21 protein-coding genes are annotated in these 25634 nt (G+C 50.6%); 15 read left to right on the top strand and 6 right to left on the bottom strand.

Annotated features, from left to right (window positions below):
- Positions 1 to 89 precede the first annotated feature (89 nt).
- The 6 genes from A6A26_RS04920 (at position 90) to A6A26_RS04945 (ending at position 6515) form a co-directional block, all read left to right on the top strand.
- Positions 90 to 899: a DUF3289 family protein gene (locus tag A6A26_RS04920; protein ID WP_063877725.1), complete on the top strand. Its 810-nt coding sequence runs from the start codon at positions 90 to 92 to the stop codon at positions 897 to 899.
- Positions 886 to 1332, top strand: coding sequence for a DUF943 family protein (locus A6A26_RS04925; RefSeq protein WP_063877726.1), 447 nt, complete (start codon positions 886 to 888; stop codon positions 1330 to 1332). The genes A6A26_RS04920 and A6A26_RS04925 overlap by 14 nt, the downstream gene beginning before the upstream one ends.
- Before the next feature lie 973 nt (positions 1333 to 2305).
- A complete protein-coding gene (locus A6A26_RS04930) occupies positions 2306 to 2581 on the top strand; it encodes a hypothetical protein (protein ID WP_063877727.1) in 276 nt (91 codons plus the stop codon).
- Between the two features lie 522 nt (positions 2582 to 3103).
- Positions 3104 to 4027 carry a kdo(2)-lipid IV(A) palmitoleoyltransferase gene (lpxP, locus tag A6A26_RS04935; RefSeq protein WP_063877728.1) on the top strand — a complete coding sequence of 308 codons (924 nt, stop codon included), beginning with the start codon at positions 3104 to 3106 and terminating at the stop codon, positions 4025 to 4027.
- Between the two features lie 777 nt (positions 4028 to 4804).
- On the top strand, positions 4805 to 5449 hold the full coding sequence (locus A6A26_RS04940) for an oligosaccharide flippase family protein (RefSeq protein ID WP_063877729.1): 645 nt from the start codon (positions 4805 to 4807) through the stop codon (positions 5447 to 5449).
- A gap of 448 nt (positions 5450 to 5897) precedes the next feature.
- Positions 5898 to 6515 (top strand): trimeric intracellular cation channel family protein, encoded by a 618-nt coding sequence (locus tag A6A26_RS04945; protein WP_063877730.1) that lies wholly within the window; start codon positions 5898 to 5900, stop codon positions 6513 to 6515.
- Here the strand turns inward: A6A26_RS04945 and ligB are convergent.
- Positions 6429 to 8198 carry an NAD-dependent DNA ligase LigB gene (ligB, locus tag A6A26_RS04950; protein ID WP_063877731.1) on the bottom strand — a complete coding sequence of 590 codons (1770 nt, stop codon included), beginning with the start codon at positions 8196 to 8198 and terminating at the stop codon, positions 6429 to 6431. The two genes, A6A26_RS04945 and ligB, sit on opposite strands and share 87 nt — an antisense overlap.
- Positions 8199 to 8438: 240 nt before the next feature.
- Here ligB and gmk point away from each other — a divergent pair, with 240 nt between their 5' ends.
- The 7 genes from gmk (at position 8439) to A6A26_RS04985 (ending at position 17559) form a co-directional block, all read left to right on the top strand.
- Complete coding sequence (gene gmk, locus A6A26_RS04955) at positions 8439 to 9062, top strand: guanylate kinase (protein ID WP_063877732.1); 624 nt, start codon at positions 8439 to 8441, stop codon at positions 9060 to 9062.
- 54 nt (positions 9063 to 9116) lie between these two features.
- On the top strand, positions 9117 to 9392 hold the full coding sequence (rpoZ, locus tag A6A26_RS04960; RefSeq protein WP_063877733.1) for a DNA-directed RNA polymerase subunit omega: 276 nt from the start codon (positions 9117 to 9119) through the stop codon (positions 9390 to 9392).
- Positions 9393 to 9412: 20 nt separating this feature from the next.
- Positions 9413 to 11521, top strand: coding sequence for a bifunctional GTP diphosphokinase/guanosine-3',5'-bis pyrophosphate 3'-pyrophosphohydrolase (spoT, locus tag A6A26_RS04965; protein ID WP_063877734.1), 2109 nt, complete (start codon positions 9413 to 9415; stop codon positions 11519 to 11521).
- Positions 11522 to 11524: 3 nt separating this feature from the next.
- Positions 11525 to 12226: a tRNA (guanosine(18)-2'-O)-methyltransferase TrmH gene (gene trmH, locus A6A26_RS04970; RefSeq protein ID WP_063877735.1), complete on the top strand. Its 702-nt coding sequence runs from the start codon at positions 11525 to 11527 to the stop codon at positions 12224 to 12226.
- Positions 12223 to 14301, top strand: a complete 2079-nt coding sequence (recG, locus tag A6A26_RS04975) for an ATP-dependent DNA helicase RecG (protein WP_063877736.1) — start codon at positions 12223 to 12225, stop codon at positions 14299 to 14301. Before trmH ends, recG begins: the two co-directional genes overlap by 4 nt.
- Before the next feature lie 86 nt (positions 14302 to 14387).
- The gene (locus tag A6A26_RS04980) at positions 14388 to 15761 is read left to right on the top strand and encodes a nucleobase:cation symporter-2 family protein (RefSeq protein WP_063881062.1); all 1374 of its coding nucleotides are present in this window, start codon (positions 14388 to 14390) and stop codon (positions 15759 to 15761) included.
- A gap of 118 nt (positions 15762 to 15879) precedes the next feature.
- Positions 15880 to 17559 carry an AsmA family protein gene (locus A6A26_RS04985; protein WP_063877737.1) on the top strand — a complete coding sequence of 560 codons (1680 nt, stop codon included), beginning with the start codon at positions 15880 to 15882 and terminating at the stop codon, positions 17557 to 17559.
- A gap of 33 nt (positions 17560 to 17592) precedes the next feature.
- Here the strand turns inward: A6A26_RS04985 and fabY are convergent, their stop codons facing one another.
- The 5 genes from fabY to typA all read right to left on the bottom strand — a co-directional run bounded on the left by fabY (position 17593) and on the right by typA (position 22549).
- Positions 17593 to 18540 (bottom strand): fatty acid biosynthesis protein FabY, encoded by a 948-nt coding sequence (gene fabY, locus A6A26_RS04990; protein ID WP_026020958.1) that lies wholly within the window; start codon positions 18538 to 18540, stop codon positions 17593 to 17595.
- A 59-nt stretch (positions 18541 to 18599) separates the two neighbouring features.
- Positions 18600 to 19037, bottom strand: a complete 438-nt coding sequence (dtd, locus tag A6A26_RS04995) for a D-aminoacyl-tRNA deacylase (RefSeq protein ID WP_063877738.1) — start codon at positions 19035 to 19037, stop codon at positions 18600 to 18602.
- Positions 19034 to 19903, bottom strand: a complete 870-nt coding sequence (locus A6A26_RS05000; protein WP_063877739.1) for a virulence factor BrkB family protein — start codon at positions 19901 to 19903, stop codon at positions 19034 to 19036. The genes dtd and A6A26_RS05000 overlap by 4 nt, the downstream gene beginning before the upstream one ends.
- A gap of 3 nt (positions 19904 to 19906) precedes the next feature.
- Positions 19907 to 20503, bottom strand: coding sequence for a glucose-1-phosphatase (yihX, locus tag A6A26_RS05005; RefSeq protein ID WP_063877740.1), 597 nt, complete (start codon positions 20501 to 20503; stop codon positions 19907 to 19909).
- A 222-nt stretch (positions 20504 to 20725) separates the two neighbouring features.
- The gene (gene typA / locus A6A26_RS05010; RefSeq protein WP_063877741.1) at positions 20726 to 22549 is read right to left on the bottom strand and encodes a ribosome-dependent GTPase TypA; all 1824 of its coding nucleotides are present in this window, start codon (positions 22547 to 22549) and stop codon (positions 20726 to 20728) included.
- Between the two features lie 432 nt (positions 22550 to 22981).
- Between typA and glnA the strand changes: the two genes are divergently transcribed.
- Positions 22982 to 24391 carry a glutamate--ammonia ligase gene (gene glnA, locus A6A26_RS05015; protein ID WP_063877742.1) on the top strand — a complete coding sequence of 470 codons (1410 nt, stop codon included), beginning with the start codon at positions 22982 to 22984 and terminating at the stop codon, positions 24389 to 24391.
- A 193-nt stretch (positions 24392 to 24584) separates the two neighbouring features.
- On the top strand, positions 24585 to 25634 hold the full coding sequence (gene glnL, locus A6A26_RS05020; protein ID WP_063877743.1) for a nitrogen regulation protein NR(II): 1050 nt from the start codon (positions 24585 to 24587) through the stop codon (positions 25632 to 25634).

The following is a 25634-nucleotide window of genomic DNA, read 5'->3' on the forward strand; positions in this document are numbered from 1 at the left end:
TTGAAAAAACGTTAAGAAAAATCTTAATTGCACTACAAAAATATAGTTGTATAGTAGTTGTACATTTGAGTGTAAGGGATTTATTTCGAATGAATGCAATTGACAGTAAACTGATAATCTTTACGACCAAAAAAAAATTCAATGACAGAAATGCCGATGATATGCAAAGCGGTGATATTGATGTTGATACACTAAAAAAACATTACCATCTTGGGCAAGTATCAACTTTCATTGACTGGACAACTTTCGGTCCTTCCTATAAACATCCCTATCTGAATTCAATACCGCCAGTAAGCAAAGAAAAAGCCATTGCAATACTATATGATGAATTAAGATCTCAATCATATGTATTTTCTTTCCAAGGGCCATACCGGGATTTAATCAAAGATCTTTTCAATCACATGCAACGAAATAATGGAAGAGATTATCAAAATCCCGCGATGAACAATGCGTACAGAAATCTAATTTTGGCTGACGATTCACCGAACAGCAGCAGATACATAATTAAAAGAGCTATCGAACAGTTTGATTTTAGCAAATCGAAACTGACAAAAGAAAATTTCATCAATGATTTATATAACAGTTATTTGCCAAAATACACAAGATGGAAAGATTGGGTTAATGGAATGGGTATTACCGTTCATGACGTAAACAGCACAGAGATTTCCATTGAAAGTCTCGTAATTGAAGGAAATAAATATACTGCGGTTATCAAATACAGAGCACAGGACCATTTTGGGTTAGACAGAGAAGACATACTAAAACCTAAATTTAATTCGATTGCCTTTTTCAGGATATGGTTTGTACTTCAGCGGGCAAAGCATTTAGCACAAAAACCATTTTTCACTAACTTTGAAGCTTCTATAACATTGACAGGAGAAACAAATGTTAAAATATAAAAGGATTGTAGTGATTGTATTTTTTTTAATCATTACATATTGCACATGGATTGTTTTAAGACCAATAAAAATAGTCAGAGTGGATAATGGTGTTGTTTTTGTAGAACATTTACCAATGACAACAGAGGGAAAATTAGAATGGTGGATGAATAACAAAGAATTATTGCAGAAAAAATATCATATTATCAATAAAGAGTATAACTTCACGGTTACCATCATGAATTTTAATGGTTATGAAGAATTACCTAAAGGGACAATGGACGGGTCTATCGATGACTATACCTGCTTTGATGATACTGATGAAAAGCATGAAAAATGTGTGTATAAAAACATAGCAATAATTATTAGAGGAAACCTTAATGGAAAACAATTTATAAATATTGATGGTAAAACATATATCCAGACAGATGATAAAAAAGTCGAATTAGAATGAGCATCATTTCCTATATCTAGCTATAGATTGAGATGAAATAATGGGATTCTAAAATATTTCCAAACATAACCCAACGAGGGATTATTCGTCCAACAGTGATGTTTAAATCTTTAAGTTTGAAAAAATAAATCTATATAATCACAAAAAATTAATTAGGTATTTTGTAATGGCACACTGAATTTGGCCACCTGAACAGAGGTGATATGCTCACCTCACAACATTACAGGTGCCCCAATGAAAAGAAGAAGTTTCAGCGCAGAATTTAAACCCTGCCAACCGATAGATTGATATCATCAAGCATTAACACATTATGAACCTGTATAATGCCACATTTATCACCCTTGAGGTGATAAATAATTAAGCATGCAGAACGCTATCTATCATGCGACTTCCTAACCTTACAGCGACTAATTCTGCACGCTTGCTAAAAGTTATTGTCTTCACACGATATAAGTAACCATTCCATTATAAGCATTTGCGCTTCATCTCGTTAACCTCCCGAAAAGAAAACCTCTCTGTTAAAAAACGTCATCATCAATCATAGAAGCCTGACAGCCGACAACTCAGGTAAAAAATAAGAATGAGGAAAATTCTTATGTATGTAAAATCAGTACATGACGTTACGTGTTAGCACGTGTAATCGTGCCTACCTCAATGAGGTATCACTCAGAATGCGTATGTAAGGAATTTGATACGCTTTGATAAGTACGATTAGTTTTAAGTTGTCTTTCATTACCCAGAATGCGTTATTCCGAAAGAAATCATTAATTAAAAGCCAAATGCGAAAAAACGTTCAGAAACGATAAGCCTGCTTATTTTTAATGCTCGGTATTATAACACAACAAAAAAACACCAATTCGCTCACATTTTAGTATTAAAAAAGCAAAGATGAGAAATAAAAAACGAATGTTCTACTAAAGTTTTATTTTTAAATGCCGTTCTTTCTTTGTGAAACCAATCAGAGACTGAAGCCATGAAAAAATTAACTTTTGTGTTTGTATTAATGACGTTATCGCCATTGTCTTTTGCCACTGGCGGACAAATCAATTTCAAAGGTTCAATTGTGGAACCCGGTTGTGACACGCTTATTGTTAATTCTCAGATTAAACAAAGTTGCACGAGAGGAGGTAAAACTGAAGCCACAACCTTGCGTATGAATGACAGCCAACAATCTTTGCCGCTTAAGCTGGGTAAGGTGCAGTTAAAAAAAGTCGGTGATTTTCGCCTGATGACGATTACCTATAACTAGGATTTTTCTTTTCCAGACTCGGTTTTTCTCTTAAGCCATACACGTTACGTATGTGGGTAAACGTGTATCGCTTGTGAGGATAATTTCCGCTGAATTTCCAGTTCTCAAACATCCTGAACAGTGCGCACGCATTCATCATGTAGCTTTTCACAAGAAGCCTGTGCATACTCATGCATAGTCATTTTTTAGATTTTTGCCACTAAGAATGTAAATTTATCGAAAAGATGGTGGCTGTTGAGTACAGAACTGTCTTAATTTCCAGACGCCTGTTTTGCTATCCTCAACACACAACCGAAAAAATAAGACATTGTTTTATAAAAATAAAATTTTTTCACACCATCATTTCTTGCTCGATGACGCCCCGATGCAATCGATCATCCTAATCCTGAAGATGACGAAAGCTCACTGTGACAGAGGGCACTTTTTGATAAAGTGCTGGTCGTAGTTAGTACAGCCGTACCGCTTGGGAACTTAAGGAATGGGTCTTTTTGCGTTACATCCATCAATCCTTTAAGGTCAATGATGAAAAACACCAGGCAGTTCAGCAGCACCCTTTTACATCCCCGTTATTGGTTTACATGGTTTGGTCTTGGCATTCTCTGGCTCTTAGTTCAACTTCCCTATCCTGTCCTGATGCGACTTGGCGCAGGTGCCGGTAAACTTTCCCGTCATTTCCTTCAGCGTCGAGAGCGCATTACCCGTCGTAACATTGAACTTTGTTTTCCTGGCATCAGTGATGAAGACAAAGAAAGCATGATTGCGGGAAACTTTGCTTCTCTTGGTATGGCGCTGCTTGAAACGGGCATTGCCTGGTTCTGGCCAGACCACGCCGTTAAGCGCCTGTTTACTGTCTCAGGGCTTGCAAACCTCTATTCTGCTCAGAATGAAGGCCGGGGCGTGATGTTAATCGGCATCCATTTTATGTCTCTGGAGCTGGGTGGCCGCATCAGCGGGTTGTGTCAGCCGATGATGGCAATGTACCGACCACATAATAACCGCGCGATGGAGTACGTTCAGACCAAAGGCCGCATGCGTTCCAATAAGGCGATGATTGACCGTCGTGATCTGCGCGGGATGGTACAGGCGCTTAAGCAGGGCGAATCCGTCTGGTTTGCACCGGACCAGGATTACGGCCCAAAAGGCAGTACTTTCGCCCCGCTGTTCGCCGTTGAGAAAGCAGCGACAACAAACGGCACATACGTTTTATCTCGCCTGGCCAAGCCTGCGATGGTGCCGATCATGCTGATTCGTAATCCAGGCAACGATGGTTATAAACTGATTATCGAACCGATTCTGGAAAACTACCCTCATACGGATGAATCAGCCGCCGCTGCCTATATGAATAAAGTGATTGAGAGCCAAATCATGCGAGCGCCTGACCAGTACCTTTGGCTGCATCGCCGATTTAAAACGCGTCCACCAGGTGAAGCGTCTCTCTACGTATAACGATAAAGCAGGCTCAAGCCTGCTTTATTTTTTCATACTGCCGCTATCGCTCTTTCCCCGTTACGACTCACAGCACGTGCTCATCCAGCGTGCAGATATCAATATTCTGTCCTGACCATAAAACGGCCGCACCCGCATCTGCCATACCTCCTCTTATGACGTTGTGCCTCTCTACCATGAACATATTCTGACGTCTGGGAAATTTTTACGTTCAGAATGGATAAGCGCTACGACCATTGCTTACATAACCACCTTGCACTTTCTTTGCCCCGGCTTAAGTGTTTCATACGGGAAAAATCCTGGGTCATCGCCTTAAAACGACGCTATGTATAACGTTTCAAAGCCTTTTTTATTTTGTATTTTTTACTACTGAATAGTCATACGTGACTTTGCCACAAGTCGTTATGAAGCGTTTATTTAGCAAGTGAGAAATATCATCCAGACAATAAACATTATCGCCTTTCTCAAATCACATATCAGATTTTCCTTATGATGTTAACCTCATTAAAAAGCGTTATAAATTATCTACACACAGCAAAACCTTTATAACGATATAACAGGGATCGTTTTTAATGTTCATCGTTAAATGAAGAACAGAAGAACAGGTTTGGGCATTAAACATAAAAAAGCATTTAGCACTCCATGTGATTTTTATACAGTGCTGATGTGCTCAAGGCCGTGTTTACTGAAAAACCACAATAAAATATAAATAACCCCGAGGGTAAGCAGGCATCACTGTCTGCTTACCGTCATAACAATTTACCCGGCGGGAATATTATGGCGATACGTAAAATAAATCTTATACACGTTAATTGGCCGCTTCTTTCATCGTTTAAAATATTAAGCATTGGCGTATTGCAACTTTCCCTGCTGGGTAAAATTCTGCAGGCTGAAGCCTTTAATTTATTGGCTGTTGTCATTGCTGGATTGCTGGTCATTGACACACTGGCGGATCGCGGGTTCTCAAACAGCGTGATTCGTTATTCGACACTCTCAGTCAATAGGTTATCGGTTATTTACTGGGGCAACATACTGCTGGGACTGATCATTTTTGCTGTTTTTTTTATTTCCGGCATTGTTGTCGATCGGCTGTTTAATCAGCCACAGATAACCATGATGCTTGAGATGGCTGCCGTCATCTTTATCATCATTCCTCAGGGGCAACACTATCGCGCGATATTGCAGCGCGAAAAACAATTTTCCGATATCGCATTTTGCGAAATATCATCCGTATTCGTGGGCCTGGTCATTACACTGCTGACGGTATGGAGCACACCTTCGGTTTTGTGCGCACTATGGGGCTACCTGGCAATGGTGTCAGTAAGAATGCTGGCTTACTGCTGTTATGGCCGTATATGGTTTCAACCGGTATATCAATTCAGTCTGAAAACATTCTTCCAGATCTGCCTCAGGAATATATAATGCGCTTGCTGGATGCCGGACACCTGAAAAGCGGTCTTGCCGTGTTGTCGATCAGCACGGTTTTTATAAGACCTGGCACGTTGCATCAACAGCCTTCTCCGCTCGCTTAACCCACACTTCACTTGCGCTCACCCCGCATACGGGCTGCCATTAATCAGCCCTGTAGATTCCCGGCTTACACTGTTTCCTTTCTCTGTTTATACCAACATAATGTCGTCTCAAAGAGCCTGAGCCGTGCAATACGTCAACGGGGAGTAAGGCTGACCCGGTTTATCCAATAGAATTTGTGTTGATACAGGCCCTTAATTTTCCATAATTTATTGATTAATAAAAGCTTATCCTGAAAGGGTGAGTTTTTACTGATACTATTAAAGCTATTAACAGAAAATCTCAGTCGCGCCGTTCTCTTCAGTGGCGTAGCCTTGCCGCCGTCTTCCTGGAGCCTGCTATGTTACTTACTGTTCTCTATATCCTTGGTATCACCGCTGAGGCAATGACGGGGGCGCTTGCCGCTGGCCGTCGTAAAATGGACCTGTTTGGTGTGATCATCATTGCTTCTGTGACCGCGATAGGCGGGGGTTCAGTGCGCGATATTCTCCTTGGTCATTATCCGCTGGGTTGGGTAAAGCATCCTGAATACATCATGATCGTAGCCGCTGCTGCCGTGGTGACCACGTTTGTCGCGCCGTTAATGACCCATCTACGAAAGGTGTTTCTGGTACTGGATGCGCTTGGTTTGGTGGTGTTTTCTATTATCGGTGCGCAGGTCGCCCTGGATTCGGGCCATGCCATGATTATTGCCGCGATCAGTGCGGTTATTACCGGCGTCTTTGGCGGCGTTTTGCGCGATATGTTTTGTAATCGTATCCCGTTGGTGTTTCAAAAAGAGTTATATGCCGGTATCGCGTTCGCATCAGGCTGGATGTACATCCTGCTGCTGAAAACCCCTCTGGCACATGAGGTTGTGATTATTATCACCTTACTCTTTGGCTTTTTTGCCCGCCTGCTGGCCCTGCGATTTCGCCTCGGTTTGCCCATCTTCAATTATCCCCATCCCGATCATTGATGAGGAAGGGATACCCTGCTGCTGTAAAAAGGTAATCAACGTTCGCAGCCCGGCATCCTTAAGATGTGAGGTAATACGTTCTGCACGCAATGCGCCCACGCCGGGCAGAGATTGCCAGCCTTTTACATCCCGAGTCAGCACAGCGTCCCACGCTTTATCGTCTAATGCGCGCAGTGCCTTTTGCGGCAGTTCAATGCCCAACGCATTGAGCCAGCGACGCAAAGGTTGTTTCCGGGTCAAATCAAACCGATGCCAGATGTGTTGTGCTCTCTCGGATGAGATACCCGCTGCGGTGGCGATTTGTTCTGGCGTAATGGTCAGCCAGGAAAACAGATGCGTAATACAGCCGGTTTCCAGTAGCCGTTGCCAGGTACTGCGTTGCACACCAGGAATGTCTAGCACTGACTTTTGGCTCAGCCAACTCAAACGCGCCAGTAACTGGCGATGGCAATCCGGCGTTAAGGTATAACAACTTAGTCGCGTGAATTGCTCAGGTTCAGGCGGTTCAGGGTAATCCCGCTGCGCCACGCGCCAGATAACACGATCAAGCCGTGGAATGCCCTGACCCGCAAGGCTAATCGTCACCTGATCGCCTGCGATAATATCTTGCTCACGCCAGCGTTTTAGCGACCCTATACTGACTCGCCTGACGGTTTTATCATCCAACTGCACAGGTTGCAGGTTCAGTACCACTGCGACTTTTCCCGTGCGCCCTATCGAAAAATCAACGGAGCGTACCTCACTGCTGACCGCCGGTGGCTGATATTTCCAGGCGATAGCCCATTCCCCCTCACCTGGCTGCCAGTACTTTCCCGCCGGACGTGTTGCCTGATGCACGACAACGCCATCGGTGACAAAAGGCAAGGGTGCATGAAACCAGCGATCACGCCAGCTTTCAGCATCCTCTTCATCCTGAACGGGTTGGGTCCAGTGACTGGCAAGATCGAATCCCCATGCGGCCAATCGGGTCAGGCGTTCATGCATACTGGCTGGCCCGTCAGGCCAGCCCCAGATAAAAATACCCAGTTGTTCCAGAAGCGGCGAGTCTTCCTGACTCATCATTGCCCCCGCAACGCGGGCTCTGGCGTTCTTTCCGCCATCGGTCGCCTGTTGATGACCGGTCATCCGCAAAAAAAGCTCGCCCTGTAAAACAACGGTAGCGTCATCACTGTCAATCATCGCCGGAATGGCGGGAATCCGTCTGGCTTTCGCCAGCCACTGCTCACCGTGTAAACCATCTCCACGGCTAATTAACGACACCAGTTTTCCCTGTCGATAGATTAGCGAGACGGCAACACCATCGATTTTCGGTTGGACCCAAAGGTCTTGTCGCGTCTGCATCCAGTAACCCAGTGCACGTTTATCCTGTACTTTTTTTACGCCCGTATGCGCAACCGGATGCCACAAAGTACCGTCCCCCGGCAAAGCAGGCTCATAGTCGCCCGCCGTCTGCGTAAAACAGCGCTGCCAGTGGTTAAGCCGCTGCTGCAAACTATCGTAATCTGCATCCGCAACCAGCGAATGCCCCTGCTGGTAATACGCGTTATCCCAGTGCCGAAGCTGTTGTTGCAGGTGACCGATCTCACTTACCGCCCGTGCAGGCGTCCATGCAGGACACAAGGCCCCACAGGAATAAGTTGGGCTGAATAACAGCATCAGCCCGGCAGTTAACATCCCTTTCATCCGTCACCTCCTGATTTTTTATCATTCAAGCGCTGAACGTCAGGCTGAGCCAGCTGCATTCGCGCGTTCTGGGACGGCTTGTGTGAACATTGAGGTATGTTTTCAGATGCGAAAAGCGGCTTTGCGTACCTGGTCGCATAAACTTTTCACCGCGATGGCGGCGCAAACGCTGCGTGGCGCGGGGAAGCTGTGTATACTGTGCAGGAAATCGACTCCGCACTTAATCAATTCAAGAAAATCATGGCCCAAGGTACGCTCTATATTGTTTCTGCTCCCAGTGGCGCAGGGAAATCCAGTCTGATTCAGGCGCTGTTAAAAACGCAGCCGCTGTATGATACGCAAGTGTCTGTTTCACATACCACGCGCGGCATGCGGCCGGGCGAGGCACATGGTGAACATTACTTCTTTGTTCAACAGCATGAGTTCGAAAAGATGATCGAGGAAGATGCCTTCCTTGAGCACGCGAAAGTTTTCGACAACTATTACGGCACCGCGCGTAAGACGATTGAACAAGTTCTGGCGACCGGCGTAGACGTTTTTCTTGATATTGACTGGCAAGGTGCGCAGCAAATTCGCGCTAAAATGCCCGACGCGCGCAGTATATTTGTATTGCCTCCTTCTAAAGAAGAGCTGGATCGTCGCCTGCGTGGTCGCGGTCAGGACAGCGAAGAGGTCATTGCACGTCGTATGGCACAGGCCGTGGCAGAAATGAGCCACTATGCCGAATACGACTATTTAATCGTGAATGATGATTTTGATTTGGCGTTATCCGATCTGAAAACCATTATTCGCGCAGAACGTCTGCGCATGGCCCGTCAGAAAGCGCGCCATGACGCTTTGATCAGCAAACTGTTGGCAGTCTGAACCCAGTTTCAGTATGATGCCGAGTCATTTCTTCATCTGTGGAGTAGCACACCTATGGCACGCGTAACCGTTCAGGACGCAGTAGAAAAAGTGGGTAATCGTTTTGACCTGGTGTTGGTCGCTGCACGTCGTGCACGTCAGATGCAGGTAGGCGGAAAAGATCCGCTGGTTCCCGAAGAGAACGATAAACACACCGTTATCGCATTGCGCGAAATCGAAGAAGGTTTGGTCACCAATCAGATTTTAGATGTGCGTGATCGTCAGGAGCAGCAAGAGCAGGAAGCCGCGGAGTTACAGGCCGTTACCGCTATCGCTGAAGGTCGTCGTTAACAGCTAGCTGCAGGTCAACCTTGTATCTGTTTGAAAGTCTCAATCAACTGATTGAACAATACTTGCCTGAGGACCAGATTAAGCGCCTCAAGCAAGCCTATCTCGTATCACGTGATGCCCACGAGGGACAGACACGCTCCAGCGGCGAGCCTTACATCACGCATCCTGTCGCGGTAGCCTGTATTCTGGCAGAAATGAAGCTCGACCATGAAACCCTCATGGCCGCGCTTTTGCATGACGTCATTGAAGACACGCCTGCCACCTATCAGGATATGGAACAGCTGTTTGGTAAGAGCGTTGCCGAGCTGGTTGAAGGCGTTTCAAAGCTGGATAAGCTGAAATTCCGTGATAAGAAAGAGGCGCAGGCAGAGAACTTCCGCAAGATGATTATGGCGATGGTGCAGGATATCCGCGTCATTCTCATCAAGCTGGCTGACCGCACCCACAACATGCGTACGCTCGGGTCGTTACGTCCGGATAAACGCCGTCGCATCGCGCTGGAAACACTGGAAATATACAGTCCTCTGGCGCATCGCCTGGGGATTCATCACCTAAAAACGGAACTGGAAGAGCTGGGTTTTGAAGCGCTCTACCCCAATCGTTTTCGGGTGATTAAAGAGGTCGTGAAAGCGGCCCGTGGCAACCGTAAAGAGATGATTCAAAAAATCCTCTCTGAGATCGACGGTCGCCTGCAGGAAGCCGGTATTCCCTGCCGGGTAAGTGGGCGCGAAAAGCACCTTTACTCGATTTACCGCAAAATGACGCTGAAAGAGCAGCGTTTTCACTCGATCATGGATATTTACGCCTTTCGCGTTATCGTGAAAGATCTGGATACCTGCTACCGCGTCCTGGGCCAGATGCACAGCTTATACAAGCCACGTCCGGGCCGGGTGAAAGACTATATCGCCATTCCCAAAGCTAACGGCTATCAATCTCTGCATACCTCTATGATCGGGCCGCATGGCGTACCGGTTGAGGTGCAAATCCGTACCGAAGATATGGATCAGATGGCCGAAATGGGGGTTGCCGCGCACTGGGCTTATAAACAAGCTGGCGAAAGCGGCACCACGGCGCAAATTCGTGCCCAGCGCTGGCTGCAAAGCCTGCTGGAGCTGCAACAGAGCGCCGGTAGCTCATTTGAATTCATTGAAAGCGTGAAGTCCGATCTCTTCCCGGATGAGATCTACGTCTTTACGCCAGAAGGCCGCATCGTCGAATTGCCGACCGGCTCCACGCCGGTCGATTTTGCCTATGCAGTACATACCGATATTGGTCATGCCTGTGTGGGCGCGCGCGTTGACCGTCAGCCTTATCCGCTGTCCCAGACGCTCACCAGCGGCCAGACCATTGAGATTATTACTGCGCCCGGCGCACGTCCTAACGCCGCCTGGCTCAACTTTGTGGTCAGTTCCAAAGCGCGCGCTAAGATTCGTCAGCTTCTGAAAAACCTCAAGCGTGAAGACTCGGTAAATCTGGGACGTCGCCTGCTCAGCCATGCGATGGGCGGCAGTCGTAAACTGGCGGAAGTGCCGGCTGAAAACATCAAGCATGAGCTTGACCGCATGAAGCTGACCTCACTGGACGATCTGTTAGCAGAAATCGGCCTGGGGAATGCAATGAGCGTGGTGGTGGCCAAAAACCTGCTTCAAACTGACACTAACGCGCTCAATAACAACAAAAAACAGGGCAAGCTGCCCATCAAAGGCGCAGACGGCGTACTCATTACCTTTGCGAAATGCTGTCGTCCTATTCCCGGCGATCCGATTGTTGCACACGTCAGTCCGGGTAAAGGCCTGGTTGTTCACCATGAATCCTGTCGAAATATTCGCGGCTATCAAAAAGAGCCAGAAAAATTCATGCCGGTGGAGTGGGATAAAGTCACTGAGCAAGAGTTCGTGGCTGAGATCAAGGTCGATATGTTTAACCACCAGGGCGCACTGGCGAACCTGACGGCAGCGATCAACACGGCGGGCTCCAATATTCAGAGCCTGAATACTGAAGAACGCGATGGCCGCGTTTACAGTGCCTTTATCCGTCTGACCGCACGCGATCGCGTCCACCTGGCGAATATCATGCGTAAAATTCGTGTGATGCCGGATGTGATTAAAGTTCACCGCAACCGTAACTAGTGCATGAATCCTCAACGCTTTTCTCGTATTCAGGAAATGCTGGCCCTGCGTCAGCATGACCTTACCGTCTGCATGGAGCAGGTGCATAAACCGCACAACGTTTCCGCGGTGATCCGCACTGCGGATGCGGTGGGGATTCATGAGGTCCATGCCGTGTGGCCAAGCCAACGCATGCGAACCCAGGCTTCGGCTTCGGCCGGCAGCAATAGCTGGGTAAAGGTTGTGACGCACCGTTCAATCACCGACGCTATTGGCCATCTTAAAACGCAAAAGATGCAGATACTGGCGACAAACCTCTCTGCTGACGCTGTGGATTTTCGTGAGATTGATTACACCAAACCCACGTGCATTTTGATGGGTCAGGAAAAAACCGGTATCACAGATGAAGCCCTGGCCCTGGCCGATCGTCACATCATTATTCCGATGGTGGGAATGGTTCAGTCACTCAACGTTTCTGTTGCGTCCGCGCTGATTCTTTATGAAGCCCAGCGCCAGCGGCAAAATGCCGGTATGTATCAACGTCAATCCAGCCTTCTGGATTACGAAGAACAACAGCGCCTGCTGTTTGAAGGGGGCTATCCTGTTCTGGCGCGCGTGGCAAAACATAAACGGATGCCCTATCCCCATATCAACGCGCAGGGCGAGATAGAAGCCGATGACAGTTGGTGGGCAACGATGCAAGCAACAGGCAGAAGTAAGAAATGAAAGGCCGTCTGCTGGATGCCATACCGCTCAGTACCCTGACCGGCGTCGGCGCCAGCCAGGCAGCAAAGCTGGCTAAAATTGGCCTGCATACTATCCAGGATTTACTGCTACACCTTCCTCTGCGTTATGAAGATCGCACCCAGCTTTATGCTATCAACGACCTGTTACCGGGAATTTGGGCAACGGTCGAAGGCGACGTGCTGCATACCGACATTACTTTTGGCCGCCGACGTATGATGGTGTGCCAGATCGGCGATGGCAGCGGCGTGTTAACCATGCGCTTCTTCAACTTCAATGCCGGTATGAAAAACAGCCTCGCACCCGGCCGCCGGGTAACCGCCTGGGGCGAAATTAAACGCGGGCAGCGCGGCGCAGAAATTATCCATCCGGAATACCGCGTACAGGGCGAGCACAGCCATGTGACGCTGGAAGAAACCCTGACGCCAGTCTATCCCACAACCGAAGGCATTCGTCAGGCAACACTTCGCAATCTTACCGACCAGGCATTAACTCTGCTGGAAAACTGCCCTATTACGGAACTGTTGCCGCAGGCGTTAAGCGGCGGACTGATCAGCCTGCCCGACGCCTTACGCACGCTGCATCGTCCCCCACCCGATGTCAAACTCAGCGAACTTGAAAGTGGGCAGCATCCCGCTCAGCGCAGGCTGATTCTTGAAGAACTGCTGGCGCATAATCTCAGTATGCTGGCGGTTCGGGCCGGTGCGCAGCGCCACTACGCGCTGCCGATGCCCGCCCGTCATACGTTGAGTGACCGCTTACTGGCTGCCCTGCCTTTTTCCCCCACTGCCGCCCAAAAACGCGTCGTGGCGGAAATTGAAAAAGACTTAGCGCACGATTATCCCATGTTGCGGCTTGTCCAGGGTGACGTGGGATCGGGTAAAACGCTGGTCGCGGCCCTTGCGGCCCTGAACGTTATCGCCCACGGCAAACAGGTGGCGCTGATGGCACCGACAGAGTTGCTGGCTGAGCAGCATGCCAATAATTTCCGTCAGTGGCTTGCGCCACTTGGCCTGGAAGTCGGCTGGCTGGCGGGCAAACAAAAAGGGAAAGCGCGGCAGGCACAGCAAGATGCTATTGCCAGCGGCAACGTAGCCATGGTGGTCGGTACGCATGCCCTGTTTCAGGAGCAGGTGAAGTTCAACGGTCTGGCGCTGGTGATTATTGATGAACAACACCGTTTTGGGGTTCACCAGCGGCTGGCGCTGTGGGAAAAAGGGGAAGAGCAGGGTTTCCATCCTCACCAGTTGATCATGACCGCCACACCGATTCCGCGTACCCTGGCGATGACCGCTTATGCCGATCTCGATACCTCAACCATTGATGAGCTGCCGCCGGGCAGAACGCCGGTGACGACTGTGGCCATTCCTGACAGCCGTCGCAGTGAGATCATTGCCCGGGTGCAAAGCGCTTGCCATGAAGGTCGTCAGGCTTACTGGGTCTGTACGCTGATTGAAGAGTCCGATCTGCTCGAAGCCCAGGCCGCAGAAGCGACATGGGAAGAGTTAAAAATCGCGCTGCCGGACTTGCAGGTAGGGCTGGTGCACGGCCGCATGAAGCCAGCGGAGAAACTGGCGGTGATGCAGGCCTTCAAAGCGAACGAGATACAGCTGCTGATCGCCACGACCGTTATTGAGGTTGGCGTGGATGTGCCAAACGCCAGCCTGATGATCATTGAAAATCCAGAACGCCTCGGTCTTGCCCAGCTTCACCAGCTGCGCGGGCGCGTAGGCCGTGGCGCAGTCGCGTCTCACTGCGTACTGCTGTATAAAGCGCCGCTAAGCAAAACGGCACAGAAGCGTTTGCAGGTGCTGCGCGACAGCAACGACGGCTTTGTGATTGCCCAACACGATCTGGAGATCCGCGGGCCGGGCGAACTGCTGGGTACGCGCCAAACCGGTAATGCGGAGTTTAAGGTCGCCGATCTCCTGCGCGATCAGGCTATGATTCCTGAAGTACAACGCGTCGCGCGGCACATCCACCAGCACTATCCCGAACAGGCCCAGGCACTGATCGAGCGCTGGCTACCGGAAACCGGCCGCTACAGCAACGCCTGACGCCTTTTTTTGCACCACCAGGCAAACGTTTGCTTTTGATCCGTGGACGATTACAATCGCCACACTTTTTTTTGGGAACCGTTACGATGTCAACCAATCAGCAGCTTAACCCGACTACCGCCAGTAAAAGTGAACTGATTTACCGTCTGGAAGATCGTCCGCCACTTACGCAAACCCTGTTTGCGGCCGGTCAGCATCTGCTGGCCATGTTTGTCGCCGTGATTACGCCCGCGCTGTTGATCTGCCAGGCATTGGGTTTACCGGCGCAGGACACGCAGCACATTATCAGCATGTCCCTGTTCGCCTCTGGCGTGGCATCCGTTCTGCAAATCAAAACCTGGGGGCCGGTCGGCTCAGGCTTGCTGTCCATTCAGGGCACCAGCTTTAACTTTGTGACGCCGCTGATTATGGGCGGCATGGCGCTGAAAAATGGCGGCGCAGATGTGCCCACCATGATGGCGGCGCTGTTTGGCACCTTGATGGTGGCATCCTGCACGGAAATGGTACTGTCGCGGGTGCTGCATCTGGCACGCCGTATCATCACGCCTCTGGTGTCTGGTATTGTCGTGATGATCATTGGATTGTCCCTTATTCAGGTTGGCCTGACGTCCGTCGGTGGTGGTTTCGCCGCCATGAACGACCACAGCTTCGGCGCGCCTAAAAACCTGCTGCTGGCCGGTGCGGTTTTGTTGGTTATTATCCTTCTGAACCGTCAGAAAAATCCTTACCTGCGCGTCGCCTCACTGGTGATTGCCATGGCGGTTGGCTACCTGCTCGCCTGGGCGCTGGATATGCTGCCATCCATCAATACGCCCGCAAACCAGCCACTGATTGCGCTACCGACTCCGCTCTATTACGGCCTGGGGTTTGACTGGAACCTGCTCATCCCGCTGATGCTGGTGTTTATGGTGACCTCGCTGGAAACCATTGGTGATATCACCGCCACCTCTGACGTGTCGGAGCAGCCGGTGAGCGGACCTTTGTATATGAAGCGCCTGAAAGGCGGCGTGCTGGCGAATGGCCTTAACTCGTTTGTGTCTGCCCTGTTTAATACCTTCCCCAACTCCTGCTTTGGACAGAATAACGGCGTTATCCAACTTACCGGTGTTGCCAGCCGCTATGTTGGTTTTGTCGTGGCGCTGATGCTTATCCTGCTGGGCCTGTTCCCGGCGGTCAGTGGACTGGTACAGCATATCCCTGAGCCGGTTCTGGGCGGTGCCACTATTGTGATGTTTGGGACCATCGCAGCATCCGGCGTGCGTATTGTCTCCAGAGAGCCGCTGAACCGACGCGCCATCATGATTATCGCCCTCTCGCTGGCCGCAGGGCTTGGCGTGTCACAGCAACCGCTGATTCTGCAGTTTGCGCCTGACTGGCTGAAAACCTTGCTCTCTTCGGGTATTGCCGCAGGCGGTATTACGGCGATTGTGCTTAATCTGATCTTCCCACCGGAAAAGTGATTTTAAAGGCAGGTCAGGACCTGCCTGCTATTTATGCTGATTTACATCCAGGCGGTTGAGCTATAACGCTAATTAAGGCATAACAACCTTTCAGCGGACTGAACCCGGGAAGGATACGATGAAATTTATAGGAAAGTTTTTCCTCACCTTATTGTTACTGCTACTGTTTGCGTTAGTGGTGCTGTATGTACTGCTGCAGACACAGTGGGGCGCGGGCTGGTTTAGCCGTTGGGTGAGCGACAAAACGGAATGGCATCTGTCGCTGAGTAAAATCGAACATAACTTTTCATCACCCTCGCACATTATTCTGGATGACTTCAGTTTTGGCCATGATGGACAGCCGGCTGTGCTGGTCGCCAGGCGCGTCGACTTGGGCATTGCCCTGTTGCAGTTCAGCGATCCTTTTCACTTTGCCAGCATAGAATTACGTGACGGTGAGGTTAATCTTGCTAACCTGGCAACGAATAGCGCATTACCCGTGCAGGCTAACCGCCTGCAACTGAACAATATGCGCATCGACAGCCCCTCTTCGGCGTTACCGCTTTCAGCCCTGCAGGTGAATGGCGGTATAGTGCCGTGGGCCCCGTTGACTGGCGATGTGCTGGGACGGGATGCGCAGTTCCAGATGAGCGCAGGCAAGATGACGCTAAACCGCGTTGCGGGTGAAAATGTGCTGATTCAGGGCAATGTGTCACAGGGCCGCATGGTGTTTAGCAACATCGGTGCTGATTTAGCCCGCGGTTCCATGACCGGTAACGGGGAACGTGATGCGCAGGGAAACTGGAAGATCAATCAACTCCGCCTGAACGATATCCGTTTGCAAACCGCCAGCACGCTTGTTGATTTCCTGAAACCCTTTGAAGAAGTGCAGTCGGTGACGCTAAACCGCGTCGACATTACCGATGCCCGGCTGCAGGGCCCTGACTGGGCGGTAACCGATCTCGATCTGACACTGAAAAATCTCAGCTGGAAAGGCCGGGACTGGCAGAGTCAGGATGGTTCACTGGCGATGAACGCCGGTAACTTTATCAACGGCAAATTCGAGCTTAACGATCCCATCATCAACATGGACTTCTCGCCACAGGGGATTGCCCTGACCCAGTTCAGCTCGCGCTGGGCCAACGGCGTCATCCGTGCCGACGGAAACTGGTCGCGTAACGACAAGCAATTGACGCTGAATAATCTTGCCGTCGCGGGCCTGGAATATACGCTGCCGCAGAACTGGCGGGCGTTATGGCAGGCTCCCCTTCCCGACTGGCTGGGCGGCCTTACCGTGAACCGTTTCACCTCAAACCGTAATTTGATCATCGATATCAACCCTGCGTTTCCTTTCCAGCTCACCTCACTGGATGGCAGCGGGGAGAATCTGCAGCTGGCCCGTCAGCATCAATGGGGAATCTGGTCAGGTAAACTCAGCCTGAACGCTGCGGAATCGACCTTTAACCGCACCGATCTGCGCCATCCGTCCATTGCGCTGGAGGCTGACGATCAACAAATCAAGGTGACGGAACTGAGCGCGTTTAGTGGTAAAGGTTTACTGGAAGGCACGGCAACGGTAGGACAGCAAGCCGTCCGTCCTCTCAGCCTGAATCTCACGGGGCGCGGCGTACCGGTCAATGTCTTGCAAAACTGGGGCTGGCCCGCGCTTCCACTGGAAGGTGACAGCAATTTTCAGTTGCGACTCAATGCCTCACTGAAGGACGGGCAGCCGTTAGCCCCCTCAGTTAATGCCACGCTTTCGGTGAATACAGACAGCCAGCAACTGCAGCAAACCATGCAGGCAGGACAGGTGAAGTAAAAACACACAGGGCCGCAATCGCGGCCCTGTTGTTTAATTGATGCGTGCCCCTGAGCCGCCTTCTTCCAGCGGCCCGTCAGGGTCAACGGGCAACACGATGTAGACCGCTTCAAACACCGCGCCACACTCATCATCACCAAATAACTGCACATCAAGCTGAACCCGGGCTTTACGGCCTCGCGCCAGGCGATCGAGATCGCCACTCAATGATCCGAGGTCGGCAATGGCACCCGGCCTGCCCGTAATCGGACGGCTGTAGCGTATGTGCGCATCAGCCAGAATAATGGTGCCGCCCAGGTGGCGCTCACGCAGCAACAGCCAGATCAGTCCCCAGCCGGTAAGCGTTGCCAGCGAAAACAGACTTCCGGCAAACAGGGTATGGTGCGGATTTTGGTTGCCGGTTTCCGGCATGGTGGTAATAAATTTTTGCCCGGTGTATTGCAGGATGCGCACGCCCATTTTCTCACTCAACGGAATGTGCTCATACCAGGCCTGCTGCAACTGCCCGCACCAGTCAGCACGGTGTAAAATATCATCCAGCGTGACAACCGGTTTAATCATCAGGAAGTGACGCACCGGCGTGGTTTGCGGTGCGGTAATCTCGCCCTGATTGACGTATCCGAGCTTGGCGAAGAACGCCACCGCGTCCTCACGCGCGCTGCACGTCACGCGCTTTACGCCTTCCTGACGCGCTACCGACTCCAGCGTCATCGCCACCAGCGTGCCCAGACCTTTTCCCTGGACGGTAGGATGTACAGCAAGGAAGCGGATAGCCGCCTCATTATCCGCATTGATGTAAAGTCGCCCTACCGCAACGGGTTTACCTTGTTCATCCACCACCATTTGATGATGCGCTAACGCATCCCAGGCATCACGCTCAGAACCCTGCGGCTGATGCAGCGGCTTTCGTAACATTTCCCAGCGGAACTGATAATACACATCCAGCTCTTCCGCCGTTTGTGGCACACGAAGATGATACATAAAGTGTTTCTCTCGTTCTGATGCGGGGTTGCGGATGTTTAGCCGCGCGGTATGTGGCGTCATACCTGTAACCAGAAGGTTACCGGCCCGTCGTTAACCAACGCCACCTGCATATCAGCAGCAAAGCGGCCATTGGCGGTCGTCACATCATGGCGACGGCAACACGCGCTGAAATAGTCGTAGAGACGTTCCGCTTCTTGCGGCTCCGCCCCACCAGAAAATGAGGGGCGCATGCCCTTTTGCGTATCGGCAGCCAGCGTAAACTGCGACACCACCAGCGCACTCCCGCCCGCCTGTTTGACGTTCAGGTTCATCTTGCCCTGTTCATCACTGAAAATGCGATAGCCCAGTACGCGCTCCGCCAGCCGCTCGGCGTGCTTTTCATCATCACCTTTTTCAACACCCAACAGAATCAACAACCCCTGTCCGATTTCACCCACAACCGCGTTATCGATACTGACGCTGGCACGCTGTACGCGTTGAATTAAAGCAATCATCCGTCCTCTCGTTCTTTTTCTCTTTCCTGCTGTTTGAACTGGCGGTAGTCATCTAAGGTGACGGTAATCTCTGCGCCGAGGAGTACGATACACCAGGTCCAGTAAACCCACAGGAATAAAATGGGGATCACCGCCAGCACACCATAGATCAGTTGGTATGACGGGAACATCGTAACATACAGCGCAAAGCCCTTTTTCCCCAGTTCAAATAACAGCCCGGCGACCAGCGCCCCCGTAAGCGCATCGCGCGCGGGCACCCGCTGTGTCGGGACAATACTGTATAGCAGCCAAAACGATAGCCATGATAAGAGCAACGGAAAGAAACGCAGCATCTGATCGACCAGACTGGTTACCCCCGTCACATTTATCCACTTCAACGACAGGAGATAAGAGCTGATGGCTAAACTGGCACCCGCCAGTAACGGCCCGAGCGTTAATATCATCCAGTACACCGCAAAGGAATAGACCAGCGGCCGCTTTTTGTCGCTGCGCCAGATAGCATTCAGGGCCGAATCAACGGAATGCATCAGCAACAGCGCCGTCACGATCAGGCCGACGGCACCCACGGCCGTCATACGATGGACGTTGGCCACAAACTGCTCAAGATAACGTTGTAGCGTATTACCTGCAGCCGGCATGAAGTTGGTAAAAATAAAATTCTTAAGCTGGACGCTGATGTCAGAGAACACAGGAAACGCCGCAAACAGCGCAAAGACCACGGCAATCAGCGGAACCAGCGCCAGTAACGACACAAAAGCCAGGTTACCGGCCTGCGTCGTCATGGCGTCATTATCAATGCGTTTCCACAGCAGCTTTAGCCACAGCCAGAACGCATGAAACCCGGGGCGAAAATGACGTAACTTCATGGCTTAATGCCGACCCGCGAACCAGTCAGGTACGGTGGTGCTATCGGTCACCAGCACTGTCTCAATCCCCAATGCGCGTGCACCCTCAATGTTCTGCGCATTGTCATCGAAGAACACGGTCTGATCGGCGCTAAAGCCTTCAGCGGCCAAAACATGCTGATAGATTCTCGCTTCGGGTTTGCGCATGCCCAGCTCCTGCGACAAATAGATCTTGTCGGCCGCCTGCTGCACGTCAGGATACTGCGTCGGCCAGAAGGTACAATGCAGCGCGTTGGTGTTGGAGAGAATCACCACTCGATGTCCCTCCTGCCGCAGTTGATGCATTATCGCCAGCGTATCTGGGCGGACGCCAACGAATATTGCCTGCCAGCCTGCCGCAAACTGTTCATAGCTCAGTGCGATATCCAACTTTTCACACAGGGCTTCAGCGAAGGCTTCGTCACTGATTTCACCGCGCTCATGCTGCTCAAATGCCTCATCCATATGGAAGTGACTTTGAAGCGATGCCAATGGCACGCGGCTAAGGTCACTCCAGACACCTAACACGCGGTTAAAGTCGATATCAATAATCACATTGCCCAAATCAAAGATATAAAGCATGGTGCCTCCTCGGGTTCCCTGGATCATTCACTCTAGCGGTAAAAGCGCAGCCTGAACAGGCAGCCTGGACGAGAAAAATATAAACGCTAAGTTAAGGCACGACGGCACGACGTTGAAAGGGGATAGAGAAGAAGTTACGGGCTGGTTTAGGCTGGATTTAACTCTGTATGACAATCGCGCAGGCAAAAAAAAGCCCCGTTAAACGGGGCTTCTTACATGCATTTACGCGTCTTTAGGACCGCGTGAAGCACGCTTACGATCGTTCTCGGTCAGGTGACGTTTACGGATACGCACGGACTGAGGGGTAACTTCGACCAGTTCGTCGTCATCAATGAACTCGATAGCCTGCTCAAGTGTCATTTTGATCGGTGGAACCAGTGTCGTTGCTTCGTCTGTACCGGAAGCACGCATGTTAGTCAGCTTCTTACCGGTCAGGCAGTTTACGGTCAGGTCGTTAGAACGACTGTGAATACCGATGATCTGGCCTTCATAGACTTCTGCACCGTGACCCAGGAACAGCTTACCGCGATCCTGCAGACCGAACAGGGCGAAAGCAACCGCTTTACCCTGACCGTTGGAAATCAGAACGCCGTTCTGACGCTGGCCCACTTCGCCCGGACGAATATCATCGTAGTGGCTAAAGGTGGAGTACAGCAGACCGGTACCTGATGTCATGGTCATAAATTCGTTACGGAAACCGATCAGGCCACGGCTTGGGATCACGTAGTCAAGACGTACGCGGCCTTTACCATCTGGGTCCATGTTTTTCAGGTCGCCTTTACGCTCGCCCATGGCTTGCATAACGGAACCCTGATGCGTTTCTTCGATATCCAGCGTCACGTTCTCGAACGGCTCTTGCTTACGGCCTTCGAATTCGCGGAAGATAACTTTCGGACGGGATACCGCCAGTTCGAAACCTTCACGACGCATGTTCTCGATCAGAACAGACAGGTGCAGCTCACCACGGCCCGATACACGGAACGCGTCAGCATCTTCAGTTTCTTCAACACGCAGTGCTACGTTGTGAACCAGTTCTTTGTTCAGACGCTCAAGGATCTGACGTGACGTCACGTACTTACCTTCTTTACCGCAGAACGGTGAGGTGTTGACGTTAAAGAACATCGTGACCGTTGGCTCATCCACGCTCAGTGCTGGCAGGGCCTGCACATTCTGTGGATCACAAATGGTGTCAGAAATGTTCAGTTCACCCAGACCGGTGATAGCAATGATATCGCCCGCTTCTGCCATGTCGCTGTCAATACGCTCCAGGCCCAGGTGAGTCAGCACTTTACCGACTTTACCGTTACGCGTTTTACCTTCGCTATCAATGATAGTGACTTGCTGGTTAGGCTTCACTTTACCGCGCTTGATGCGGCCGATGCCGATAACGCCCAGGTAGTTGTTGTAGTCCAGCTGAGAGATTTGCATCTGCAGCGGCGCGTCAGCTTCAACCTGTGGAGGCGATACGTGGTCAACGATAGCCTGATACAGCGGGGTCATATCGTCAGCCATGTCTGTATGCTCAAGACCGGCAATACCATTCAGCGCAGAGGCAAAAATGATAGGGAAGTCCAACTGCTCGTCAGTCGCATCCAGGTTAACGAACAGGTCAAATACCTGATCAACAACCCAGTCAGGACGTGCGCCAGGACGGTCGACTTTGTTGATAACCACAATCGGCTTCAAACCATGCGCGAACGCTTTTTTGGTTACGAAGCGGGTTTGCGGCATAGGGCCATCCATCGCATCTACAACCAACAGTACCGAATCCACCATAGACATTACGCGTTCAACTTCACCACCGAAGTCGGCGTGTCCTGGGGTATCAACGATGTTGATACGGTAGTCGTTCCATTTAATGGCGGTATTTTTTGCGAGGATGGTAATCCCACGCTCTTTCTCCAAATCATTGGAGTCCATCACACGCTCGGTGGCTTCAGTACGGGCATCAAAAGTACCAGACTGTTGCAGCAGTTTATCAACCAGGGTGGTCTTTCCATGGTCAACGTGCGCGATGATGGCGATGTTACGCAAATTTTCGATCACAGCTTTTTTGCCTCAGGCATTAGAAATAACGCGGTATTGTACACGGATTAAGCGGGAGACTGAACACGATCACACTTTTCACTGAAAGTTTATTGCATTGTCGCAAAATCGCACTACTAGCCGTGCAAAATTTGCACTGTATCGAGGTTTTGCACCAAAAAAGTGCTCACTTTCAATTCAGATGCACATAAACGGTGCGTTGCGACTATCATGGTGCATGACTTATATGACAAAAAGGTGCATGACAGCGCGATTTTGTGCAAAGAAATAAAGTTGGCACAGAATTCGCTTTGTATTATCCAGACGAAAACGATGTAAGACAACGGTTGCAGAGCTGGTCAGGATCAGATTCAGGAATGGTCGTTAACAGTCGTTCATTCCGTAACCCGGTTCTCACTATGTAGACAATGACCATTTCCAGGAGAGTTGAGTATGTCCGCTGAACACGTTCTCTCGATGATGAACGAGCATGAAGTTAAGTTTGTTGACCTGCGTTTTACCGATACCAAAGGTAAAGAACAGCACGTTACTATTCCGGCTCACCAGGTTAACGCTGACTTCTTCGAAGAAGGCAAAATGTTCGATGGCTCTTCCATCGGCGGCTGGAAAGGGATTAATGAATCAGACATGGTACTGATGCCTGATGCAACCACGGCGGTGATGGACCCTTTCTTTGAAGATTCTACGCTGATTATTCGTTGCGACATCCTTGAGCCAGGCACCATGCAGGGCTATGACCGTGACCCACGCTCTATCGCTAAGCGTGCTGAAGACTACCTGCGCGCTTCAGGCATTGCGGACACCGTTCTGTTTGGCCCAGAGCCAGAATTCTTCCTGTTCGACGATATCCGTTTTGGTTCTTCAACGTCTGGCTCACATGTTGCCATCGACGATATCGAAGCGGCATGGAACACCAGTAAAGAATACGAAGGCGGTAACAAAGGTCACCGTCCAGGTCTGAAAGGCGGTTACTTCCCGGTGCCACCGGTTGACTCATCACAGGACATCCGTTCTGCCATGTGTCTGACCATGGAGCAAATGGGCCTGGTGGTTGAAGCCCATCACCATGAAGTCGCAACAGCAGGTCAGAACGAAGTGGCAACGCGCTTCAATACCATGACCAAAAAAGCTGACGAAATTCAGATCTACAAATATGTCGTGCACAACGTCGCCCATGCCTACGGCAAAACCGCGACCTTTATGCCAAAACCTATGTTTGGTGACAACGGTTCCGGTATGCACTGCCACATGTCGCTGTCTAAAGGCGGTCAGAACCTGTTCTCTGGCGATAAGTACGGCGGCCTGTCTGAAATGGCACTGTTCTACATCGGCGGTATCATCAAACACGCTAAAGCCATTAACGCCCTGGCGAACCCGACCACCAACTCGTACAAACGTCTGGTGCCCGGTTATGAAGCCCCGGTCATGCTGGCCTACTCAGCACGTAACCGTTCAGCCTCAATCCGTATCCCGGTGGTTGCCAGCCCGAAAGCGCGTCGTATTGAAGCCCGCTTCCCGGACCCGGCTGCTAACCCATACCTGGCGTTCACCGCCCTGCTGATGGCTGGCCTTGATGGCATCATCAACAAAATCCATCCTGGTGACGCGATGGACAAAAACCTGTATGACCTGCCACCGGAAGAAGAAGCTGAGATTCCAAAAGTTGCAGGTTCACTGGAAGAAGCGCTGATTGCCCTGAACGAAGACCGCGAGTTCCTGACCCGTGGCGGCGTGTTCACTGATGATGCTATCGATGCCTACATCGAACTGCGTAAATCAGAAAACGATCGTGTTCGCATGACGCCGCACCCGGTTGAGTTCGAACTGTACTACAGCGTTTAATTTCAGAGTAAGCAAATGGGTGCCGCAGATAAACATTGCAAAGGCGGTACCGAGAGTCTGAAACGTTTTTTTGTTGCCGTGGAAACTTTAGCCCATCTTCGGATGGGCTTTTTTCTCCGCGAATTCATCGTTCATTCGCTTTAATTCCGGCTTAAAGATTACAATGCACTAAATTAGTGCAGAGGAACGCTGTATGGCAACTGCCTCACTGCCCGATGCAGGGCAGATTCTCAATACCTTAATCAACAGTATTTTGTTGGTGGATAACGATTTGGTTATTCATTATGCCAATCCTGCGGCACAGCAATTACTGGCGCAAAGTTCACGTAAATTATTCGGTACGCCGTTACCTGAATTGACCGGCTATTTTTCGCTGAATGTCGAGGTAATGCGCGAGAGTCTTGAGGCGGGCCAGGGCTTTACTGACAGTGAAGTCACTCTGGTGGTCGATGGCCGGGCACACATTATGTCACTCACGGCACAACGGTTGCCTGATGGCTTAATTTTGCTGGAAATGGCGCCCATGGATAATCAGCGTCGTTTGAGCCAGGAACAATTACAGCATGCTCAGCAGGTTGCGGCTCGCGATCTGGTGCGTGGACTGGCCCATGAGATTAAAAATCCGTTAGGGGGATTGCGTGGCGCCGCTCAGCTGCTGTCACGCGCCCTGCCCGATCCCGCGCTGAACGAATATACCAAAGTTATTATCGAACAGGCCGACCGCCTGCGGAATCTGGTCGATCGCTTATTAGGGCCTCAACAACCGGGTATGCACATTACCCAGAGCATTCATCAGGTCGCTGAACGGGTGGTTAACCTGGTCTCGATGGAGCTGCCCGAAAACGTGTCTCTGGTCCGCGATTACGATCCCAGTCTGCCGGAGTTACCTCACGATCCTGACCAGATTGAACAGGTTCTGCTGAATGTCGTGCGTAATGCGCTGCAGGCGTTAGGCGAGGACGGCGGCACGATCGTGATTCGCACCCGTACGGCCTTTCAGCTAACGCTGCATGGCACGCGGTATCGTCTGGTCGCCCGTATTGATATTGAAGATGACGGCCCCGGCATTCCGGCCCTGCTCCAGGATACGCTGTTTTATCCCATGGTGAGCGGACGTGAAGGCGGAACCGGTTTAGGTCTTTCTATTGCCCGTAGCCTGATTGATCAGCATTCAGGAAAAATTGAGTTTAACAGTTGGCCGGGTCATACCGAATTTTCGGTTTACCTGCCTATTCGCCAGTGA

The sequence above is a fragment of the Pantoea sp. OXWO6B1 genome, assembly GCF_001641135.1.
GTDB classification, from domain to species: domain Bacteria; phylum Pseudomonadota; class Gammaproteobacteria; order Enterobacterales; family Enterobacteriaceae; genus Pantoea; species Pantoea allii.

Coding starts and splice junctions, on each gene's coding strand:
- A6A26_RS04985 (WP_063877737.1), top strand. CDS start 15,880: ATGAAATTTATAGGAAAGTTTTTCCTCACCTTATTGTTACTGCTACTG.
- fabY (WP_026020958.1), bottom strand. CDS start 18,540: ATGTATCATCTTCGTGTGCCACAAACGGCGGAAGAGCTGGATGTGTAT.
- A6A26_RS04930 (WP_063877727.1), top strand. CDS start 2,306: ATGAAAAAATTAACTTTTGTGTTTGTATTAATGACGTTATCGCCATTG.
- glnL (WP_063877743.1), top strand. CDS start 24,585: ATGGCAACTGCCTCACTGCCCGATGCAGGGCAGATTCTCAATACCTTA.
- ligB (WP_063877731.1), bottom strand. CDS start 8,198: ATGAAAGGGATGTTAACTGCCGGGCTGATGCTGTTATTCAGCCCAACT.
- A6A26_RS04925 (WP_063877726.1), top strand. CDS start 886: ATGTTAAAATATAAAAGGATTGTAGTGATTGTATTTTTTTTAATCATT.
- yihX (WP_063877740.1), bottom strand. CDS start 20,503: ATGCTTTATATCTTTGATTTGGGCAATGTGATTATTGATATCGACTTT.
- recG (WP_063877736.1), top strand. CDS start 12,223: ATGAAAGGCCGTCTGCTGGATGCCATACCGCTCAGTACCCTGACCGGC.
- gmk (WP_063877732.1), top strand. CDS start 8,439: ATGGCCCAAGGTACGCTCTATATTGTTTCTGCTCCCAGTGGCGCAGGG.
- lpxP (WP_063877728.1), top strand. CDS start 3,104: ATGAAAAACACCAGGCAGTTCAGCAGCACCCTTTTACATCCCCGTTAT.
- A6A26_RS05000 (WP_063877739.1), bottom strand. CDS start 19,903: ATGAAGTTACGTCATTTTCGCCCCGGGTTTCATGCGTTCTGGCTGTGG.
- A6A26_RS04920 (WP_063877725.1), top strand. CDS start 90: ATGAATGCAATTGACAGTAAACTGATAATCTTTACGACCAAAAAAAAA.
- A6A26_RS04940 (WP_063877729.1), top strand. CDS start 4,805: ATGGCGATACGTAAAATAAATCTTATACACGTTAATTGGCCGCTTCTT.
- dtd (WP_063877738.1), bottom strand. CDS start 19,037: ATGATTGCTTTAATTCAACGCGTACAGCGTGCCAGCGTCAGTATCGAT.
- A6A26_RS04980 (WP_063881062.1), top strand. CDS start 14,388: ATGTCAACCAATCAGCAGCTTAACCCGACTACCGCCAGTAAAAGTGAA.
- trmH (WP_063877735.1), top strand. CDS start 11,525: ATGAATCCTCAACGCTTTTCTCGTATTCAGGAAATGCTGGCCCTGCGT.
- A6A26_RS04945 (WP_063877730.1), top strand. CDS start 5,898: ATGTTACTTACTGTTCTCTATATCCTTGGTATCACCGCTGAGGCAATG.
- glnA (WP_063877742.1), top strand. CDS start 22,982: ATGTCCGCTGAACACGTTCTCTCGATGATGAACGAGCATGAAGTTAAG.
- rpoZ (WP_063877733.1), top strand. CDS start 9,117: ATGGCACGCGTAACCGTTCAGGACGCAGTAGAAAAAGTGGGTAATCGT.